This window comes from Enterobacter cloacae complex sp. 277I4 (assembly GCF_050031465.1).
Lineage (GTDB): Bacteria > Pseudomonadota > Gammaproteobacteria > Enterobacterales > Enterobacteriaceae > Enterobacter > Enterobacter cloacae.
In genome coordinates, this window is sequence record NZ_JBLGWC010000001.1 from 1,065,029 (window position 1) to 1,085,372 (window position 20,344).

The 20,344-nt window shown below is 55.2% G+C and carries 20 protein-coding genes; 12 read left to right on the forward strand and 8 right to left on the reverse strand.

From position 1 onward, the window contains the following. Positions 1 to 29: 29 nt before the first annotated feature. The 8 genes from ACQG19_RS04960 to ACQG19_RS04995 all read left to right on the forward strand — a co-directional run bounded on the left by ACQG19_RS04960 (position 30) and on the right by ACQG19_RS04995 (position 5,550). Positions 30 to 776: a fimbria/pilus periplasmic chaperone gene (locus ACQG19_RS04960; protein WP_013095778.1), complete on the forward strand. Its 747-nt coding sequence runs from the start codon at positions 30 to 32 to the stop codon at positions 774 to 776. A gap of 16 nt (positions 777 to 792) precedes the next feature. Beyond that, positions 793 to 1,374 (forward strand): fimbrial protein, encoded by a 582-nt coding sequence (locus tag ACQG19_RS04965; RefSeq protein WP_222169002.1) that lies wholly within the window; start codon positions 793 to 795, stop codon positions 1,372 to 1,374. Beyond that, entirely contained in the window at positions 1,367 to 1,843 is a 477-nt protein-coding gene (locus tag ACQG19_RS04970) for a fimbrial protein (RefSeq protein WP_013095780.1), read from the forward strand. The genes ACQG19_RS04965 and ACQG19_RS04970 overlap by 8 nt, the downstream gene beginning before the upstream one ends. Positions 1,844 to 1,854: 11 nt before the next feature. After that, a complete protein-coding gene (locus tag ACQG19_RS04975) occupies positions 1,855 to 2,715 on the forward strand; it encodes a hypothetical protein (protein WP_246932699.1) in 861 nt (286 codons plus the stop codon). Between the two features lie 5 nt (positions 2,716 to 2,720). After that, positions 2,721 to 3,521, forward strand: a complete 801-nt coding sequence (locus tag ACQG19_RS04980; protein WP_038420889.1) for an EAL domain-containing protein — start codon at positions 2,721 to 2,723, stop codon at positions 3,519 to 3,521. Positions 3,522 to 3,684: 163 nt separating this feature from the next. Further along, entirely contained in the window at positions 3,685 to 4,422 is a 738-nt protein-coding gene (locus ACQG19_RS04985) for a winged helix-turn-helix domain-containing protein (protein ID WP_038418769.1), read from the forward strand. 7 nt (positions 4,423 to 4,429) lie between these two features. Next, positions 4,430 to 4,870 (forward strand): hypothetical protein, encoded by a 441-nt coding sequence (locus ACQG19_RS04990; RefSeq protein WP_072193804.1) that lies wholly within the window; start codon positions 4,430 to 4,432, stop codon positions 4,868 to 4,870. A gap of 233 nt (positions 4,871 to 5,103) precedes the next feature. Continuing rightward, positions 5,104 to 5,550: a hypothetical protein gene (locus ACQG19_RS04995; protein ID WP_222169003.1), complete on the forward strand. Its 447-nt coding sequence runs from the start codon at positions 5,104 to 5,106 to the stop codon at positions 5,548 to 5,550. 46 nt (positions 5,551 to 5,596) lie between these two features. On the opposite strand, the gene fbpC is transcribed toward ACQG19_RS04995, so the two are convergent. The 6 genes from fbpC to ACQG19_RS05025 form a co-directional block, all read right to left on the reverse strand. Then, on the reverse strand, positions 5,597 to 6,643 hold the full coding sequence (gene fbpC, locus ACQG19_RS05000; RefSeq protein WP_038982882.1) for a ferric ABC transporter ATP-binding protein: 1,047 nt from the start codon (positions 6,641 to 6,643) through the stop codon (positions 5,597 to 5,599). Between the two features lie 4 nt (positions 6,644 to 6,647). Continuing rightward, on the reverse strand, positions 6,648 to 8,726 hold the full coding sequence (locus tag ACQG19_RS05005) for an ABC transporter permease (RefSeq protein ID WP_151347684.1): 2,079 nt from the start codon (positions 8,724 to 8,726) through the stop codon (positions 6,648 to 6,650). Positions 8,727 to 8,791: 65 nt separating this feature from the next. Then, positions 8,792 to 9,823: an ABC transporter substrate-binding protein gene (locus ACQG19_RS05010; protein ID WP_013095789.1), complete on the reverse strand. Its 1,032-nt coding sequence runs from the start codon at positions 9,821 to 9,823 to the stop codon at positions 8,792 to 8,794. A gap of 13 nt (positions 9,824 to 9,836) precedes the next feature. After that, positions 9,837 to 11,138, reverse strand: a complete 1,302-nt coding sequence (gene uhpC / locus ACQG19_RS05015; RefSeq protein ID WP_100168805.1) for an MFS transporter family glucose-6-phosphate receptor UhpC — start codon at positions 11,136 to 11,138, stop codon at positions 9,837 to 9,839. Between the two features lie 85 nt (positions 11,139 to 11,223). Then, positions 11,224 to 12,765: an MASE1 domain-containing sensor histidine kinase gene (locus tag ACQG19_RS05020; protein WP_038982880.1), complete on the reverse strand. Its 1,542-nt coding sequence runs from the start codon at positions 12,763 to 12,765 to the stop codon at positions 11,224 to 11,226. Next, a complete protein-coding gene (locus tag ACQG19_RS05025) occupies positions 12,765 to 13,394 on the reverse strand; it encodes a response regulator transcription factor (protein WP_013095792.1) in 630 nt (209 codons plus the stop codon). The genes ACQG19_RS05020 and ACQG19_RS05025 overlap by 1 nt, the downstream gene beginning before the upstream one ends. 241 nt (positions 13,395 to 13,635) lie before the next feature. On the opposite strand from ACQG19_RS05025, the gene tauA reads away from it, so the two are divergent. Genes tauA through tauD form a run of 4 tightly spaced genes read left to right on the forward strand, consistent with a single transcriptional unit; the run spans position 13,636 to position 17,045 of the window. Then, a complete protein-coding gene (gene tauA / locus ACQG19_RS05030) occupies positions 13,636 to 14,598 on the forward strand; it encodes a taurine ABC transporter substrate-binding protein (protein ID WP_246932701.1) in 963 nt (320 codons plus the stop codon). Between the two features lie 10 nt (positions 14,599 to 14,608). After that, entirely contained in the window at positions 14,609 to 15,376 is a 768-nt protein-coding gene (gene tauB / locus ACQG19_RS05035; protein ID WP_013095794.1) for a taurine ABC transporter ATP-binding subunit, read from the forward strand. Further along, positions 15,373 to 16,200: a taurine ABC transporter permease TauC gene (tauC, locus tag ACQG19_RS05040; RefSeq protein WP_020686348.1), complete on the forward strand. Its 828-nt coding sequence runs from the start codon at positions 15,373 to 15,375 to the stop codon at positions 16,198 to 16,200. The genes tauB and tauC overlap by 4 nt, the downstream gene beginning before the upstream one ends. Continuing rightward, complete coding sequence (gene tauD / locus ACQG19_RS05045; RefSeq protein ID WP_062935291.1) at positions 16,197 to 17,045, forward strand: taurine dioxygenase; 849 nt, start codon at positions 16,197 to 16,199, stop codon at positions 17,043 to 17,045. Before tauC ends, tauD begins: the two co-directional genes overlap by 4 nt. Before the next feature lie 105 nt (positions 17,046 to 17,150). Here tauD and ACQG19_RS05050 read toward each other — a convergent pair whose 3' ends face one another. Together ACQG19_RS05050 and hemB are read right to left on the reverse strand one after the other, a co-directional pair. Then, a complete protein-coding gene (locus ACQG19_RS05050) occupies positions 17,151 to 18,851 on the reverse strand; it encodes a lysophospholipid acyltransferase family protein (protein ID WP_040023332.1) in 1,701 nt (566 codons plus the stop codon). A 127-nt stretch (positions 18,852 to 18,978) separates the two neighbouring features. Further along, entirely contained in the window at positions 18,979 to 19,953 is a 975-nt protein-coding gene (gene hemB, locus ACQG19_RS05055) for a porphobilinogen synthase (RefSeq protein ID WP_013095798.1), read from the reverse strand. Positions 19,954 to 20,344 lie beyond the last annotated feature (391 nt).

The window sequence follows — 20,344 nt, forward strand, 5'->3', positions numbered from 1 at the left end:
GGCCTGAACAACGAGATGAGTTAATCAAGATGACAATTGTGCGAATTTCCGCCCTGACGGGCCTGGCACTGATGGTTTCAGGCGTGGCGACAGCCGCCATATCGCTGGACAGAACTCGGGTGATTTTTGACGGCGCGGCAAAATCCGTCAGCCTGCGCCTGACCAATGAAAATAAAACACTGCCGTATCTGGCGCAGGGATGGGTGGAAGATGCTCAGGGTAAAAAAATCACCGATCCGCTGGTGCTGCTGCCGCCGGTTCAGCGCATTGAACCAGGCGAGCAGAGTCAGATCAAGGTGCAATCCACCGCGGGGATCCAGCGCCTGCCACAGGACAGGGAGTCGCTGTTCTATTTCAATCTGCGCGAGATCCCGCCCAAAAGCAGCAAGCCTAATACGCTGCAACTGGCGCTCCAGACCCGCATCAAGCTCTTTTATCGCCCGGCCGCTATTGAAGTGCAGCGTGCCGATTATTCCACGCCGTTTCAGGAACAGCTGACCCTGACGCGGGTAGGGGATAAATACCGCGTGAATAATCCGACGCCGTATTACATCTCGCTGGTGAATGCGTCTTCGACGCTCACTGGCAAAGCGGCGGCAGGCTTCAAGCCGATTATGGTTGAGCCGAAAGGTCAGCTGGTGCTGACACCTTCTGCTGCTGCGCTCGGCAGCGCACCAGTGCTGACTTACGTCAACGACTTCGGTGGCCGCGCAAAGCTGATCTTCAGCTGTGGCGGCAACGAGTGCAAAGCCGTTCCGCAGGAAAAGAAAAAATAACCGTCGGGAGAGTGGCATGACTATCGCGTACTGGAAAAAGGGGAGCGGGCTCGCTCTGATGCTGCTGGCAGGATCGCTAAATGCCGCGGACGAATTGGTCGATGGCAACTATGGGCTGCTGCACGTGCGCGGTGCGCTGACGGAAAGCGCCTGCCGTCTGGAGATGGACTCCGCGTGGCAGGAGGTGGACATGGGGACGACGGCAACGGGTGCGCTTAAAAATCCAGGCGACCAGGGTACGCCGGTGCGGGTGGAGATCCATCTGGAGGATTGTATGCCATCACCCACCTCAGTACGCGATGCGTGGAGCGGCGATTTGCTCTGGAGTCGGGATCAGCCTTCGGTCACGGTCAGCTTTGTTGCGCCGGGAGAGTTGTTTAATCCGGGCCTGGTCCGCGTGACCGGGGCCAGCGGGTTAGGGCTACACCTGACCGACAGACTGCACCGTTCGGTTCGTCTTAACGATGAGGGGCATCCGCTGTTGCTGGAGTCAGATGACAACACGCTTTTTTATTATCTCACGCCGGAACGTACCTCTGCACCGCTGGTGGCGGGGGCATGGCAGGCGCTGATCCACTTCAGGCTTAATTATGACTAGTTCACGTTTTGCTCTGCTTATCGCTTTGTTGCTGGCCAATCCAGTGGCCTGGTCATCCCTGACGGTAAACGTCACCGGCGTGGTCGTGGAGGGAGTGTGTGAAATCAACAACGGTGAAACCGTCCACGTGGATTTTGGTAGCAACCTGCAGGCGCGCCAGCTGGACGGTGAGAACTTTATGAAAACCATCGACTATTCGCTGGTCTGCGAAGATCTGACCTCCAACGATCTGGAGATGCAGTTTGAAGGCGCGGCAGCCTCGTTTAGCGACGACTATCTGGCCACAGACCGCGAAGGGCTGGGGATCAAATTGTATATGAACGGAGAATCGATGCCGCTAAATACCTGGATGCCGTTTACCTGGCCGGAGGTGCCCGTTTTGCAGGCCGCGCCGATTAAAGATGGCGCATCAACCGTGGAAACGGGCGTGTTTAGCGCGTCAGCCACGCTGAAAATTCAGTATCAGTAGGAGAAAACTCCATGAAAAAAATGCTCTTTGCGCTTCTTCTGTTTCTCGGCATGGCATTTAGTTACACCGCTTCAGCCTCAATCTGGAGTTGGATCGACACCCTCAAATCGTGCGGCTCGAACTCCTGCTACGACTACACTTTCACGATTGCTGACTGGGATGAAAATGACGCAACGCCAAATCCATGCTATCAGCTCTCGGCCTGTACTCTGATCATCGGACACAGACATAATGTTGCGGGGACTTCAGGACCAGGAATAGAGCGTTCCTGGGACGCGGGGTCCTATCCGTTTTTGATCACCGCAGAGACAATGGGTGAGGTAAGTCAGCAGTTTAAAACCATTTTCACGTTCCCTTATTCGTCCACGACGCGGCACAGCGGTGTGGCTGTCAATTGGGAAGAGTGCGTGGGTTTTTTTTACGCAGCGGGCAAAAACCTTGGTAACAACGCGTCAAACGTCAACCAAAGCGCTTTTCAGGGCCACCCTATGATGCCTGGGAGTATTTGTGGTGTTGCTCCACAGCCCAGCGGTTCCTGCGATTTCAATCAGGACGTACTGACCCTCGACCACGGCACGCTGACGCGTCAGGAGCTTGATGGGCATGAGGTCAGTGAAAACGTCAGTATTAACTGTACGACATCACAGACGCTCAAGCTGTATATCTACTCCGCAGACAACGTGCAGCTGCGTGACGACGGCAGTCTCTATTCCGAGCTTTATATGAATGACAACGTACTCGGCACGTCGGGCTTCACTCTGGACGTCGCCGAACAGGAAAATGTCGTTGTGAAATCAGTTCTTCATACAAATGGCAGCGTGGCGGCAGGTGAGTTTTCGGGCTCCACTGTGATGCTGATTACGGTGGAGTGATGAAAATGACTGCGTTGCCCTTGAACAATATCGATCTCTACTGCGCGCTTATGATGGGGGAGATCGTTCCCTATTATCAGCCGCTGATTAACAGCCGGACCCAGCGTTTGTACGGGCTGGAAATATTAATGCGCTGGTCACTCTCTGAGGAGAATGCCTCACCCCTGGCGCTTATCCGCGCATTTGACGAGAATGGTCTGTTGCCTGAAATGATGCAACACCTGATGCGCAAGGTTGCGGCAGATATTAACGAACTGGATGCATTGCTGCCTGTTGGGCTTCATCTTTCGCTCAATGTGAGCTCTTCACAGGTCGCGAAGCCCGGCTTTGTGTTTGATACGCTCTCGTTTCTGGCATCCATTCCTCTGGAAAAATATTGTCTGGTGGTCGAGGTCACCGAAGAGCAACCATTGCCGCCTACGCCTGAGGTTACGGGCGCTTTTCTGAAGTTGCAGCTGGCGGGGGTCGAGATCTATCTGGATGATTTTGGTACCGGCTGCTCTAATCTGGAATACCTTGAGCAATTTAGCGTGGACGGGGTGAAGGTGGACCAGCTTTTCGTTAAGCATCTTTCCTCTGATAAAGCGTCAACATCCATTGCAGCGATGGTTGCTGGCCTGGCGAAAGCGCGGGGTCTTGGCATCATTGCTGAAGGGGTTGAAACCCCAGAACAATCACAGCTGCTGCGCGATATGGGGATTGTTATTCAGCAGGGCTATCTCTTTTCCTGCGCATTAAGTCAGTCGCAGTTACGGGAGTATCTTGCCGCCAGACGGTTACATTTTCAGATGAAAAACAGGAAATAAGAGAGTCGTTGATTATAATTTGTCATGACGTAAGTAAAAATTTCTAGACAGTATGATACGCAATTGAACGGGTATTTTGTCACTTTATTCCAATACGCTAAACTAGCTATCGGCATTAACGCCATGAAGAGTGTGGATTAATATTGGAGCTGGTGACAGTGTTATGCATTTCATATTAAACAATAATGTCTCTTTCAACGTTGCTGAAAGGACAGTGTCGGATGGAAAAACGCAACATGTGCTTTCTAATCCGGCATGCAGGCTTCTTCTCGTACTCCTGGAGAATAATAACCGGCTAATGACCAGAGAAGAACTTTTGCAGAAGGTTTGGGGCGATTTTGGATTAACCCCATCCAGTAATAGTTTGAATAATAATATCAGTATATTGCGTAAGATTTTCACTGAGTTTGGAATTCATGATGTGCTCAAAACTGTCCCTAAACAAGGCTTTGAGTTGGCGCTGGAAAATCTTCAGGTCAATGAAAAGTCCAGAGACTATTTGGTGATGCAGGCGATTTCAAAACCTGAAAAAGAGCCCAGTGTACATAAGACCCGGTTGATTAAATGGACCGGCGTGTTGTTCATTATTATTGGATTAGCAATCGCTTTATATCTCAATTTTTTCGACAAACGTGAGGATGTCACGCTTTTAAAACAAGTGCAGCAGTGCAAGATCTTTTATCACAGCAAAGTGAATGCAAAGAGAGTGGAACACTATTTCTCTGAAGGAAACGGGATGAAATTGCTGACGAAGTGTTCAACGCCTGCCTATATTTTTTACGATGACAGTAAAGTGCATGAGAAAACTGAGCTTCTTGAAATCTTTGTCGCAAAATGTACGGTCGATAGTGAAGGGGAATTTAGTGAATGTAAAAACTTCGTCTCGACTAAAGTGGGCTAGCCTTGCTATGTTGTTGATCGCGGTATTTATTGGTGCGTTGCTGTATGTGCCCAAGGATACCCGCGTGCTGGATTGCACAGCAGATATGAATCTTGAGCTGGGTAAAGACCATGACAAGATCGTCGCCAACATCCATCTCGTCGTTCACTTCGTTCCAGATGAGCTCAGCTACATTACCGAGTATGGGGTCGTGACCTACAACAACCAGCGCTATATCGTCGATCGCTATGCCCGACTGCGTTATTCTGGAGATAACCGTCACTCTTTTAATGAATTTAAAAGAGAAGGGATAGAGAAGAATATTAGTGAAACACTACCTGACTCTTTATCTGAAAAACTCACTTCAGCACAAAAGGTCTTTTTATTTAAGGTGCGGAAGTTACAGGGTGAAATATGGAGCATTAGCGATTTGCGGCGTACGGTATTAGTGTGCGCTAAATCAGACTGATGCCGTTATTTTTTTAATTATATCTCCGCCTCTTAATGTTGAGAGGCTGGAGTCTTTTTGTCTTTAAAATGCATTTGGGTGTAAATTTCATGCCATTAAACGTTCTGATAACACAGGATAGTTATCTCTTTCATGGGTTGAAACACTGTATTTCTCTTAAACATATTCAGGATCTTACACTACTTGAAACCTCACATCGAGAGTGTGTGGTTCTGGTAGACAGCAGAATGCCGATGAACGACCTTGAGCACGGGTGGCGGTTTCTCTCGGCTATGTTTGAGCGAACTAAGGCTATTATGCTTTGTATGAATCAACCCGTGAGCTTGCCCTTCAGCGTAAAACCCTGTGGAGACACTGTTGATATGAAAGCCAGCCCAGAAAATATATCGCTGATGATCCTTAATAAAATCTCTATTGCAATGCCGGATAAATGGTCACCGCCGGTGCGAATAAAAATAGAAGAAAGAGAGGTTGCATTAATTAATGCGTTTCTGTGCGGAAAGGATATCGAAGAGATGGCAACGATGTTTTGTTGTTCTCAAAAGGAGGTCTATAAGCTTAGAGACAAAGTTTGCCAGCGGCTTAACGTCAGGCATTTTTATATTGCTTGTTTATATATTTTTCGCCACGGGTTACTGCAACGGTCTTATACGTTACCCGAAACCTGGTTATGGTATTAAAAGCGAAGACGCGAAACGGTAACCCGCGTCACCGTTTCGCATTTCATTACGCAGCCTCCGCCAACATAAACATCCCGTACGGATGGATCTCAAGGTAGTACGCATCGCCCACGTCCGGCTGCAGGCGCGTGGCGTTCACCTGAAGTAAAATCTCCTGCCCGTGCCAGTCGACAATCACCTCATACTGCGGCCCCATATATGCGACGTGGCGGATAGTGCAGCGCTGGCTCTCCTCGCCGCGCTGGCTTAGCGTAATCGCCTCCGGACGCACACCGACCGTACCTTCGCCCTGCGTAGCAAAATGCAGCGGTCGCGGCAGACGGTAGCCGTAGATTTCCACGATATCCTCGCTGAAGCGCGCCGGGAAGAGGTTGGCATCCCCCATAAAACTCGCCATAAAGCGAGACGCCGGCTGTCGATAGAGATCCTGAGGCGAGCCAATCTGCATAATGTTGCCCTTGTTCATCACCAGCACGGTGTCGGAGACCGCAAACGCCTCGCTTTGATCGTGCGTCACGTACAGCGAGGTGATGTTGAACTGCTTTTGCAGTTCGCGAATTTTGTCCCGCATGCTGCGCCTGAGGTTCGCATCGAGGTTGCTCAGCGGTTCATCAAATAGCAACACTTTGGGTTTGAGGATCAGAGCGCGGGCCAGAGCCACGCGCTGCTGCTGGCCGCCAGAAATCTGATCCACGTAGCGATCTTCAAACCCCTCCAGGTCAACCATCGCCAGGGCTTCTTTGACCCGTGATTTTATCTCCGGACGCGAAACGCCCAGCATCTTCAGACCGTAGCCCACGTTCTCGCCCAGCGACATATGTGGGAAGAGCGCGTAGGACTGAAACACCATACAGATATCGCGCTGCTGAATGGAGCGGTGGGTCACATCCTCTCCATCAATGTAAATCTGTCCTTCGGTCGGTTTTTCCAGCCCGGCGACCAGGCGCAGCACGGTAGTTTTACCGCAGCCGGACGGGCCGAGCAGCGTTACCATTTGTCCCTGCGGGATCGCCAGGTTGATGTTTTCAATTACTGTGTTTGCGCCAAAGCGTTTGGTCACGTTGCGCAGTTCAACAAAATGTTTCTCAGTCATAGTGTTATGCCTGGTTTTTGGCTTTAGAACGGGAGATACGCGCCTCGCCGATCAGCCAGTCAAAGAGGAAAATGATCGCCAGCATGACCACAATCAGGATCGAGCCGTAGGCAATCGCCACGCCGTATTCACCGTCTTCCACACGGTTCAGAATGTAGGCCGTTGCCACGCGGGTATCCGGCGTGACGAGGAACACAATGGCGCTGACGGTGGTAATGGCACGCACAAAGCTGTAAATCAGTGCCGATAAAATGGCCGGACGCAGCAGCGGCAGCAGGATGTGGGTGATGGTGCGCAGGCTTCCGGCACGCAGGCTCAGCGAAGCCTCGTCCAGCGACTTGTCGATCTGCCCTAATCCCGCGATCCCGGCGCGAATGCCCACCGGCACGTTACGCATTACCATGGAAATAATCACGATGGCGGCGGTGCCCGTGAGGTACACCGGCGCGCTGTTAAAGGCCAGAATGTACGACACGCCCGCCACGGTACCCGGTACGGCAAAGCACAGCATGGTAGTGAACTCGATGGTCTTTTTACCCCGGAACTGCTGGCGCACTACAACCCAGGCAATCAGCAGGCCGAAGGCGGCGGTGATCGGCGCGGCAATCCCGGCGTAGAGCAGGGTATCGAGCAGCGAAGGCCACGCGCCGTCGCTCATCCCCTGCCCGAACAGCTTGATAAAGTTATCCAGCGTCAGGGTGTAATCCACGCCCCAGTTGACGGTAAAGCTGCCGTAGAAAATGCTGCCGTAGAGCAGGGCGTTAAAGGCGATCCACACCGCCAGCAGGGCGATCACGCTCCACACCAGCGTCACCGGCAGCGGCTGCACGTCTCCGCGGTACGATTTACCGGACACGGTTACGTAGGATCGCTTGCCGATCCACATGTACTGAATGCAGAACACCAGCAGCGAGAACAGCAGGAGGAAGGCTCCGAGGGTACTCGCCGCCTGATAATCCAACTGTGAGCCGGTAATGTAGAAGTAAATCTGCGTGGCCAGCACGTCGAAGTTCCCGCCCAGCACCAGCGGGTTACTGAAGTCGGCCAGCGACTGTACAACCACGATTAAGAACGCATTTGCCAGCGCCGGTTTCAGCAGCGGCACGAAGACGCCGTTAAAGGTCTGCCAGCGGCTGGCGCGTAGGGTGTACGAGGCCTCTTCCAGCGACGGGTGGATGGTTTTGATTGCGCCGTCGAGGATCATAAAGGCCATCGGCGTGAAGGCCAGCACCTGCGCCAACCAGATGCCGGTGAAGCCGTACAGCCAGTTAGTGTTGGTTAACCCAAACCAGTCCACCATCAGCTCCGTAATATAGCCAGAGCGCCCCATCATAAGTGTAACGCCCAACCCCACCACGAACGGCGGGGTAACGATGGGCAGAATCGAGAAGATACGGCCAATGATGGCGCTGCGTTTGGCGATGCGCGTGGTGTATATCGCCAACACCAGCCCAAAGAAGGTGCAGCCGATCCCGACGGCAATCGACAGCATAATCGAATTGATGATGACCTGAATAATGTGCGCCTGGGACAGCACATTCATGAACGCCAGCGGGGCGAATTCACCTGCGTCGTTGGTGAACATCGGAATGAAAATGGCGATGCTCGGCCAGACGATAAAAATCCCGATCAACGCTACGATGGTAATCAGCGAGCCGATGACAAAACGATCGCCGCCCAGCCACTCCAGGCGGGTGAGGGCCAGCGTCATGATGGCGCCCAGGGCGACAAACAGCACGATGGTGGCATAGCCTAAACCGCGTCCTTCGACGGTGGCGCTGATGACCACGAACGCCATACACAGCAGTGCCCAGCCCGCGTCAAGATAGTGGCGGCTGCGCTGCTCGCGCTTTGCTTCGTTAAACGGGCGTACCAGCAGCAAGCTCGGCAGCAGGTACCACAGCCAGCTGATGTTGAAATGGGACCAGCCGTAGGCGTCGAGGATCTCATCCCCGGTCGACTCCAGCAGGCCGTAATCAAGGCTCCAGCTCGGCAGCAGGGCAAAGGCCAGCCAGCCGAGTAAAACCCACAGGAATACCGCATCCCGTTTTTTGGCGGGATGAAGAGCATGTGTCTGTGACATAAATTTTCCGGGTGTTGGATGCCCGGCAAATGAATGATGCCGGGCGATGACCACTGTTCGCGGGCTTATTTACCCATCTTCACGTCGCTGACCCATTTATTGATCAGCGCTTTACGCACGTCCGTGGAGCCGTACTTGTCCATGTCATAGCTGATGAGCTTGAGGTCATCGAGCTTGAGCGAGTTCGGTGAGGTCTCGGCTGTGGTGTTGGTCAGGATTTGGTAGGATTTGCCCTTCTTCCACGCCAGCTCCTGCGCTTCTTTGGAGAGCACCCAGTCCACGAACAGCTTCGCGTTCTCTTCGTTGCGCGCGCCCTTCAGAATGCTTACACCGCCAATTTCATACCCGGTGCCTTCGCAGGGAGAGATCAGTTCCAGCGGTGCACCCTGCTCTTTTTCCAGCGAGTAGTCGTGCAGGAAGCCGATGCCGATGGCGGTTTCACCACGTGCGGCGTTACGCGCCGGGGCAATGCCGGATTTGGTGTACTGAGACACGTTGCCGTTCAGCTGTTTCAGGTAGTCGAAGGCCTGATCTTCCCCCCACAGCTGGACGAAGGTCGCCAGCGCGGTATAGGCGGTGCCGGAGCTTTGTGGATCGGCAATCTGGATCTCGCCCTTGTATTCCGGTTTGGTCAGATCCTTCCAGCATTTGGGCACCGGCAGATTTTTCTCTTTCAGGCGCTGGGTGTTAACGCCAAAGCCTAAGATCCCGACATAGACCGCAGAGGAGAGGTTGCCCTTCACCTTGGCCGGATCGCGGAATTTCTCCATGATCTGTTCCAGGTTTTCCGATTTATAGGGCTGGAGTAACCCCATCTCACCGGCCTGGGACTGCGGATCCAGCGTGCCGCCGTACCAGACATCGGCCTGCGGGTTTTTCTTCTCGGCATCCACCTTCGCCAGCGTGCTGCCGGAACCGTTGCGGATAAACGAGGTTTTAACATCGTACTTTTCACCGAATGCTTTGGTTTCCACTTCGCACATTTCGTTAGTGGCGCTGCAGTACACCACCAGACGGCCTTTGGCCTGTGCGGCACCGGTTAAGGTAGCCAGTGCGATCCCGGAAGCAATGAGGGTAGAGAGAAGCGTTGTTTTCATTATTCAGCCCTTTTTATGACGTTATGTGACTGCGAGAAGCGGTGATGCCCGCCATCAGCAAGGGCATCAGTAATAAACCCATCAGGACGGCGGCAATCGAGAGCAAACTGAACATCCCTGACCAGCCGTAGCGTTCAATCACCTGCGACAGCGGCCACCCGGCCAGCGAGGCGCCCAGATAGGCAAATACGCCGAGAAAGCCGGTAATCGAGCCTGCCGCCTGTTTGTGTCCACACTCAACGGCGGCAAGGCCAATGAGCATCTGCGGACCGAAGACGAAAAATCCGACCGTAAAAAAACACATCGCCAGCAGGGCATAGTGATGAACCGGTGCCAGCCACAGCGCAGCGACAGACACCATCAGCCCCAGCGTGAACAGCAAAATCATCGGTGCACGCTGGCCGCTGAACAGCAGATCTGATCCCCATCCAGCAAATAACGCGCCCAGTAACCCACCCACTTCGAACAGCATCACCGTGGCGTTGGCGCTAAGCAGGTTCACGCCGTGGCTTTCTGCCAGCCAAATATTGCCCCAGTCGTTCAGGGCGATGCGGATGAGATACACCAGCACATACGACGCCCCGAGCAGCCAGATCATCGGGTTTTGCAGCATGGTGGTACGCAACATCTGCCATAACCCCATCGGCGGGCTTTGCTGCTGCTGGCGCAGCTCCAGCGGATCGCTACGCCACTCCCCGACCGTGGGCAGACCCTCTTCCTGCGGTGTACCCCGCAGTTGTATGGTCAGCCACAGGCCGAGCACGATGCTGATGATCCCCGGTGTCAGCATCGCCGCCTGCCACCCCCATCGATGGGCGGCAACGGCGCAAATCAACGGAATAATCGCGCCACCGATATTGATGGAGGTATTCCAGCAGCCCCACCAGAAGCCGCGTTCGTTACGCGAATACCAGTGGGTCAGCAGCCTGGCGCAGGGCGGCCAGCCCCAGCCCTGAAAGAAGCCGTTCAGCGTCCAGATAAACAGAAGCAGCGGGAACGCATCGCTAAAGCTGAACAGCACGTTCAGCACGCCCGTAGCCAGCAGCCCGATGCCCATAAACGCGCGCTGTCCGTGGCTGTCGTGCCAGAGCCCGGCGGCGAATTTGGACAGCCCGTAGCTGAGATAAAACAGCGAACCGATAAGCCCGATATCGCCCTTGCTCAGCCCCAGATCCAGCTGCAGCGCGGGTAAAACATAGTTCAGACTTTTTCGCGTCAGGTAAAACGCGGCGTAGCCAATCGCCATACAAAGGAGCAGCCTGGGGCGCAGCGCCCGGTAACGTTGTGAAACCTCTTCAGCAGACAGTGCGTGCATGGCGTTCTCCGTTTGAGATGACTGTAGGGAAGTGCGGCATAAATGGGATGAGACAAAGTCTGGAGTGACTAAGACTTTTTCCTGGTCAGAGCGGCGTTTGTTGCAAATTTGTGGGCAGGTTAACAATTACGCGCGTCCCAGGAAGGGATTCCAGCGTCAGTTCGCCGCCGAGCGCAGAGACGCGCTCGCGCATACCCTGAATGCCAAAGCCGGGCTGCTGCTGCGGGCTAATGCCGCTACCGTTATCGTGCACCTCAAGGTACAGCCGCGCGTGCCGCTGGCAGAGCAGAATTGTGACTTCGCTTGCGTTGGCGTGTTTGCAGACGTTGTTGAGCAGCTCCTGAAGCAGGCGATATAGCGTAAAGACCAGCGTTTCGCTCTCCGGCGGCGTGGGAAGCCGGTAGTCAAAGTGGCAGCGGATCCCGCGTTCAGCAAAGGCGAACTCGTTGACCAGGTGGTGCAGAGCCTCGTGGAGCGACAGCTCTTCCAGCACGGGGGGGCGAAGCTGGCGCAAAAGCTGGCGTGTGGAGTGGTGAATACGCCGCGCGAGATCGTTGATCTGTCCAGCGGCCTCAATGGCGAGCGGCGTATCGCTCGTCCGCTTCATCAACTGAGACTGAATCTGGATAGCGGTGATGTTCTGGCCAATCTCATCATGAAGCTCGCGCGCCAGCAGCTTGCGGGTGTCCTCTTCGGAATGGATCAGTTTCTCCGCCAGCGCCCGCCTGGCCTGAAGTTCATTCTCAAGCCGATGGCGATAGCGTTCGAGGTTCATCGCCAGATGCTGCTGGCGGCTGATAGCGATTCCCAGGCCAATCCCCAGCAACGACTGGGTAGAGAGAAAAATTTCCAGTTCGAGAAGGTCGCTAAATCCGACGCCCACCTGGCGGGCAATGGTGATCATCATGCTGCCGAGCAGCCCGGAAAGGACACCACCCTGCCAGCCGAATTTCCACGCCATCACCACGTTGGGCAGGAACACGATAATCAGCAGCAGCCGCTCCAGCGCCGGGGAGAGCACCATCTGCGTGCCGATGCCGATAATGAAAAACAGGCTGCACCAGATAATCAGCGAGGTGCGCAGCGGCGGATTGCTGGTGTCCAGCCCCAGCAGATGGTAACGATGCTGCTGGCGTAAAAATTCGAAGACCAGATAGACGAACGGCGTAAGCAGCACGCCACCCGTAAATGAGCCGAGCAAAAGCAGCGTGGCCGGGCTGTCCAGAAAGGGCGACAGGAGCAAGGTTTGCAGTAGGGCATTCACTGTCACCGCCGCAATCAGGGTCGACAGCCGCTGCCAGTAGAGCGGGAAACGGTGCCAGTACCGCTGCGCCAGCCAGGCGCTGACTATGCCGATAAGCGGCACAGTTAGCATCATATAACGTGTGAGGAGTTGCTCGCCGTGCAGCCACAGAATGGCGGCAAGGGGGGGAAGAATTAATGCAGGCCAGTAGTGGCGTGAAAGTAAAATCATCAGCGCCAGCCACACCCCCTGCGGCAGAAACAGCACCGCCTGCTGGCCGTTGTGGGTAAGGTAGAAACTCAGCGTCCACAGCATCAGCCAGCCGGTTCCCCAGGCCAGCATAATGAACAGGGACAGGATCAGATGCCGGACAGCGCGCCGCATCAGTGACCCGTCAGCAGTTGGTTATCAAGCGCAAAGTGCACCAGGTCGATGGTGCTGTTGCACTGAAGCTTGCCCAGTACATTGGCACGATGAACGTGTACTGTTTTATGGCTCAGCGCAAGCGTATAGGCGATCTCCTTCACGCTTTCTCCTTTCACCAGCAGTTCAAACACTTCGCGTTCGCGCGGGGTGAGTGCCTCAAGCACTTTTGGCATCGGCTCGCCGCCGCGCAGCGCTTTTACCGCATCGGCACACAGATAATGCCCGCCCATGCCGACGGTGCGCACGGCCTGCACCAGTTCCTCCGGGCCGCAGCGCTTGGTCAGATAGCCGCTTGCACCCGCGTCAAGAGCACTTTGCACAAAGGCCGGGGTATCGTAGATGCTCAGGATGATGGCGCGAAACGTTGGCCGCTGCTGGCGCAGGCGCTTGAGCAGGCTAAGACCGTTTTCGTCCGGCATCGCAACATCCATCACCGCCACGTCGATATCGTTACGCGACAGGACGGGCCACGCCTCTGCAGCGCTGCTGAACTGACCCTCTACGACTAAATCCTCTTCCAGATTTAACAGTTGGGCGAAACCGGAACGCACCACCACGTGATCGTCCACCAGCACCACTTTAATCATCTCGACACCTTTTGCTCATTCGTTGACCTATGATGCCCGTTGCCGACGGGCTGGCAATACTGCGGCTGCGGTTATGGAATCGATGTAACAAAATTGCAATAAAGCCACAGCCCACTTTTTTAACTATCCTTTCCCGCTTTTTTTCTAAAAACGAATCGTTATTAGCGATTCGTTTTAATTCCTTTATCAAAATTCCCGCGCCGGAAATACTGCCCTCATAACAACAAGGGGAGCAGACAGGATGGCAATTACATCGCGAATTACATTACTCGGCGCGCTGGCGCTGTGGGCATTTCAGGCGCAGGCGGTGGACGTCACCGTCGCGTATCAGACCTCCGCAGAGCCTGCGAAAGTCGCGCAGGCGGATAACACCTTTGCCAAAGAGAGCGGCGCAAACGTCGACTGGCGTAAGTTCGACAGCGGGGCGGCCGTGGTGCGTGCGCTTGCGTCCGGCGACGTGCAGATTGGTAATATCGGCTCCAGCCCGCTGGCGGTAGCGGCCAGCCAGCAGGTGCCGATTGAAGTTTTCCTCCTCGCTTCACAGCTGGGTAACTCCGAAGCGCTGGTGGTGAAGAAAAACATCACCAAACCGGAAGACCTGATCGGCAAGCGCATCGCCGTGCCGTTCATTTCGACCACTCACTACAGCCTGCTGGCGGCGCTGAAACACTGGGGCATCAAGCCAGGCCAGGTGCAAATCATAAATCTGCAGCCACCGGCGATTATTGCGGCCTGGCAGCGCGGCGATATTGATGGCGCATACGTCTGGGCACCGGCTGTCAATGAGCTGGAAAAAGACGGCACCGTGCTGACGGACTCCGAAAAAGTGGGCCAGTGGGGCGCGCCAACGCTCGACGTGTGGGTGGTGCGCAAAGATTTTGCCGAGAAACATCCTGAGGTCGTGAAGGCCTTTGCCAAAAGCGCCATCGACGCTCAGCAGCCCTATATCAGCAACCCGGATGCATGGCTGAAGCAGCCTGCCAATCTCGAAAAACTGTCCCGTCTGAGTGGCGTGCCGCAAGCAGACGTTCCGGGGCTGGTGAAAGGGAATACCTATCTCACGCCTGCCCAGCAGGTAAAACAGCTGACCGGGCCGGTAAACAAAGCGATTGTCGATACCGCCACGTTCCTGAAAGAGCAGGGCAAAGTGCCGGCGGTGGCGGCGGACTATAGCCAGTACGTGACCGATCGCTTTGTGAAATAGGGGGGCTGCGATGCTGACTATTACAAATCTGTCTGCTGATTACGGTGGCAAACCGGCCCTGGAGAACATCAACCTGACGCTGGAGAGCGGTGAGCTGCTGGTTGTGCTTGGCCCGTCCGGGTGCGGGAAAACCACGCTGCTGAATCTGATTGCCGGGTTTGTGCCATATCAGCATGGCTCCATTCAACTGGAAGGGAAAAAAGTGGAGGGCCCGGGCGCTGAGCGCGGGGTGGTCTTTCAGAACGAAGGTCTGCTTCCCTGGCGCAACGTGCAGGAAAACGTAGCGTTTGGGTTGCAACTGGCGGGTGTAAGCCGCGAGCAACGGCTGGCAACAGCACGGGACATGCTCAAAAAGGTCGGTCTTGAAGGGGCTGAAAAACGGTTTATCTGGCAGCTTTCCGGCGGCCAGCGTCAGCGGGTTGGAATTGCCCGCGCGCTGGCGGCCAATCCGCAGCTTTTGCTGTTGGATGAGCCGTTCGGGGCGCTGGATGCCTTTACCCGCGAGCAGATGCAAACCCTGCTTTTACGCCTGTGGCATGAAACGGGTAAACAGGTGCTGCTGATCACCCACGATATCGAAGAGGCGGTGTTTATGGCGACCGAGCTGGTGCTGCTGTCCCCAGGCCCGGGGCGCGTGCTGGAGCGGCTGCCGCTTGAGTTTGCCCGTCGCTATGTCGCGGGGGAGCCGGTGCGCAGCATCAAATCCGATCCGCGGTTTATTGAACAGCGTGAATACGTCTTAAGCCGTGTGTTTGAACAACGGGAGGCCTTCTCATGAGCATCGTCTTCAGCGAGAAAACGCGACGCGCGCGCCCGGCATTACGCTGGCCTTTTTCGCGCCAGATAACACTCAGTGTCGGCACGCTGCTGGTGCTGCTGGCGGTGTGGTGGCTGGTTGCCGCGCAGGCATGGATCAGCCCGCTGTTTCTGCCGCCGCCGGGGCAGGTGCTGGCAAAACTCATCACCATTGCCGGGCCGCAGGGCTTTATGGACGCTACGCTCTGGCAGCACTTAGGTGCAAGCCTGGCGCGCATTCTGGTGGCGCTACTGGCGGCGGTGATAATCGGCATTCCGGTCGGGATCGCGATGGGCTTAAGCCCGACGGTGCGCGGCATCCTCGACCCGCTGATTGAGCTTTACCGTCCGGTGCCGCCGCTGGCCTATCTGCCGCTGATGGTGATCTGGTTCGGCATCGGTGAAACGTCAAAAATCCTGCTGATTTATCTGGCGATTTTCGCCCCGGTTGCCATGTCGGCCCTAGCAGGTGTTAAAAGCGCTCAGCAGGTGCGGATCCGCGCAGCGCAATCGCTGGGAGCCAGCCGGACACAGGTGCTGCTGTTTGTGATTTTACCGGGCGCACTGCCGGAGATTTTAACCGGATTACGCATCGGCCTTGGCGTGGGCTGGTCAACGCTGGTGGCGGCAGAGCTGATCGCCGCCACCCGAGGGTTAGGGTTTATGGTGCAGTCGGCGGGGGAGTTTCTGGCGACTGACGTGGTACTGGCCGGGATTGCGGTTATCGCCGTGATCGCCTTTGGATTAGAACTGGGGCTGCGTGCGCTGCAGCGTCGTCTGACGCCCTGGCATGGAGAAATACAATGAGTGAACGTCTGACCATTACCCCGCTGGGGCCATATATTGGTGCGCAGGTGTCGGGCCTGGATGTGACCCGTCCGCTGAGCGATAACCAGTTTGAGCAGCTTTATCATGCGGTGCTGCGCCATCAGGTGGTATTCCTGCGCGAACAGGCAATCACCCCGCAGCAGCAGCGCGCCCTGGCACTGCGCTTTGGCGATCTGCATATCCATCCGGTTTATCCGCATGCGGAAGGGGTGGAGGAGATTATTGTGCTCGACACGCATAACGATAATCCGCCGGACAACGACAACTGGCACACGGATGTGACGTTTATCGAGACGCCACCTGCAGGGGCGATTCTTTCGGCGAAGCTGCTGCCGGAGACGGGCGGCGATACGCTGTGGGCCAGCGGCATTGCGGCCTTTGAGGCGCTGTCCGCACCCTTCCGTACCCTGCTGAGCGGCCTGCGGGCGGAGCATGACTTTAAAAAATCATTCCAGGAGTACAAGTACCGCAAAACAGAAGAGGAGCATCAGCGCTGGCAGGAGGCGGTTGCGAAACATCCGCCGCTGCTCCACCCGGTCGTGCGTACCCATCCGGTAACCGGCAAGCAGGCGTTGTTTGTGAATGAGGGATTCACGACGCGGATTGTGGACGTGACGGAAAAAGAGAGCGAGGCGCTGTTACGTTTCCTGTTTGCGCATATCACCAAACCGGAGTTTCAGGTGCGCTGGCGCTGGCAGGAGAACGATCTGGCGATCTGGGATAACCGCGTGACGCAGCACTATGCGAATGCGGATTATCTGCCACAGCGTCGGATTATGCAGCGGGCGACAATTTTGGGGGATAAGCCGTTTTACCGTCCTTGAACCATCGCTCCCGTAGGCCGGGTAAGGCGTAGCCGCCACCCGGCAAATGTGCACCGTTCTTGCCGGGTGGCGCTGCGCTTACCCGGCCTACAAAAAACCGCACAGTTAAAGGTGCGCCTCAATATACCGCTGATAGCGGTTTGCCTTGAGGTAGCACAAGTCCACCAGCACCAGCCCGTCGATGCAGTTGTTGAACGCCGGATCGCTGCCAAAATCGATAAACTGCACGCCGCCGGGTTCACACAGCTCGGAATACTGTTTGTAGAGCGGTGGAATACCGCACCCCAGATTACCGAGCAAGGATTTCAGCTTCGTCAGGTCATCCACGTAATCGACCCCGCCAAACTGCGCCAACACGTCCGGCAGGGAGGCCGGATAAGGCTGACGTGATGCGGCTAAGGGATGTGTCGCCGGGAACCAGAGGCGGTAAAACGCCACCAGCAGATCCCGTGCGGCAGGCGGTAAGCCACCGGAAATCGAGACCGGGCCAAAGAGGTAGCGGTAGTGCGGATAACGTGCCAGATAGGCACCAATACCGGACCACAGATAGTCCAGACCGCGACGACCCCAGTAGCGCGGTTGAATAAAGCTGCGCCCCAGTTCAATACCGTGTTCCAGCACGTCCTGCATTTTATCGTCGTAGTGGAACAGACTGTAGCTATAAAGCCCTTCCAGACCGCGTTGCTCGACCTGTCTGGCAGTGGGCATAAAGCGATAGGCGCCGACGATCTCCAGATCGTCTTCATCCCACAGGATCAGGTGCAGATAGTCATCGTCGTAACTGTCGGTGTCCCGACGTTTACCGCTCCCTTCCTCCACGGCGCGAAACGCGATCTCGCGCAGGCGTCCCAGCTCGCGCAGCAGGGGAGCCTCTTCCTGCCCGTTGCGTTGCCATAGATAAATGGTTTTGCCATCGCTGGTTTTGCCCAGACATTCGGCCAGGGCCAGTTCGCGCTTCAGCGTGGCCCGGTCTTCCGGACGGGCAATGGCGCATTGGGTTTTAAAGACGCCAGGCACTCCCTTGCCAAGACGTATCACGTGCTGACGGCACTGCTCGGCCATCTCACGCGATGAAAGGGTTGTGCTATACCAGTGATGCCAGGCTATCTGCTGGCCGATCTTTATCGGTAGCTGGCTGTGGCGGCGGCGGAACATCTGCTGCATCAGCAAGAGCATCGATACGGTGGGGGACACCAGCGTGCTGGCATAAAAGAGCAGGCTGTTGTGTGCCTGAATATGCACCGGCAGCAGCGGTACGCGCAGCTTACTGGCGAGTTTAATAAAGCCGGGGTGCCATTTTTTATCGCGGATCCCTTTGCGCGTAGGACGGGACACTTCTCCCGCCGGGAAGAAGATCAGCACCCCTGCGTTTTGCAGATGCTGTTCCATCTGCATCAGGGACGTTTTTGCCGTTCTGCCGCCCATATTGTCCACCGGAATAAACAGTGAGCTAAGCGGTTCAAGGTGGGTCAGCATCCGGTTAGTGACGACTTTCACATCGCGCCGTACACGGGAAACGGCATACATCAGCGCCAGCCCGTCCAGCGTTCCGGTTGGGTGGTTGGCAATAATGACCAGCGGGCCATGTTCAGGAATTTGTTCGAGATCGCGGGCGGAAACGGTGCAGAGTATATCGAGGTGCTCCAGAACCTGCTCCACCATATCCAGGCCTTTCAGATGGCGGTGTGTCGCGGCAAATTGCTGGAATTCTTCTTCGTAGAACAGTCTTTTTAACAGACTTTTTTGCCAGGGTGCAGGCCTCGCCTGAGGCCAAAGGTCGTCGAGAACGCTATCGAGACTAAACATGGTTACTCCTCCTGCCGTCTTGCTCAGACAGTAGAAGGGAGAGATGTCGGTTGTATTGCAGTTTGGTGAAGATTAGCGCAGAGAGGAGGCCGGGTAAGGCGAAGCCGCCACCCGGCGCTAAAGCGGATTAACGCAGAATTTTCTTCTCGGCCAGATCCAGCGCAAAGTAGCTGAAGATCAGATCCGCGCCGGCACGTTTGATCGCGCCCAGGCTTTCCAGGATCACTTTCTCTTCGTCGATCGCACCCGCCTGCGCGGCGAATTTGATCATCGCGTACTCGCCGCTCACCTGGTATGCACCCAGCGGCAGTTCGGTGCGCTCGCGAATGTCGCGCAGGATATCCAGATACGCGCCAGCCGGTTTCACCATCAGGCAATCTGCGCCCTGGGCTTCGTCCAGCAGCGATTCACGGATGGCTTCACGGCGGTTCAGCGGGTTCATCTGATAGGTTTTGCGATCGCCTTTCAGCGCTGTACCGGCCGCTTCACGGAACGGACCGTAGAACGAAGATGCAAACTTGGTGGAGTAGGACATGATGGCGGTATCGGTGAATCCGGCCGCATCAAGCGCCTGGCGGATCGCCTGAACCTGCCCGTCCATGGCAGCGGAAGGTGCGATGAAATCCGCACCGGCTGCTGCAGCTACCACCGCCTGCTTGCCGAGATTCAGCAAAGTGGCGTCGTTATCGACACCGTGATCGCACAGCACACCGCAGTGGCCATGAGAGGTATATTCACAGAAACAGGTGTCTGACATGACGATCATTTCCGGCACGGTCTCTTTGCAGATCCGCGACATCCGGGCGACCAGACCGTCCTCTTTCCAGGCATCGCTGCCGGTAGCGTCAGTGTGGTGGGAGATGCCAAAGGTCATCACCGAGCGGATCCCCGCGTTGGCGATACGTTCGATCTCACGCGCCAGATATTTTTCCGGAATGCGCATCACGCCTGGCATGGCGTCGATGGCTTTGTAGTCATCGATCTCTTCTTCAACAAAAATCGGCAACACCAGATCGTTTAAGGTCAGTGTTGTCTCTTCAAACATAGCGCGCAGTGCAGGTGACTTGCGCAGACGACGGGGACGAGCAATTAAATCGGTCATGATATGCCTGACGTTTGTGGAACAAAGAAGGCTAGTGTACATGAAAGTGGGGGAGAGGGTTTTACGAAAGTAGGCTTTTTGTTAATGCGAAATGGGGTTTGCGATGTTTCACATGGTCAATATATATAACCAGCGTCAGCCTGTTTTTCACACGCTCGAGATATTGGTGCGATTTCTAAATTGAAGTAAATATATCATTAATAATGATCTATTATTCTTTATTATATTTTCTATATTTATATCAGATGATTTTAATTCGCTGTTTTTATAGTGTTTATTTATAATTTTTAATGTCGTTGCATTTTTTTTCATGTTATTAGTCTGGATACGGACTTAATGGAATCATTCATTGAACCTTTTCGAAATGAAAATGCATAATTCCCTCCGCAAT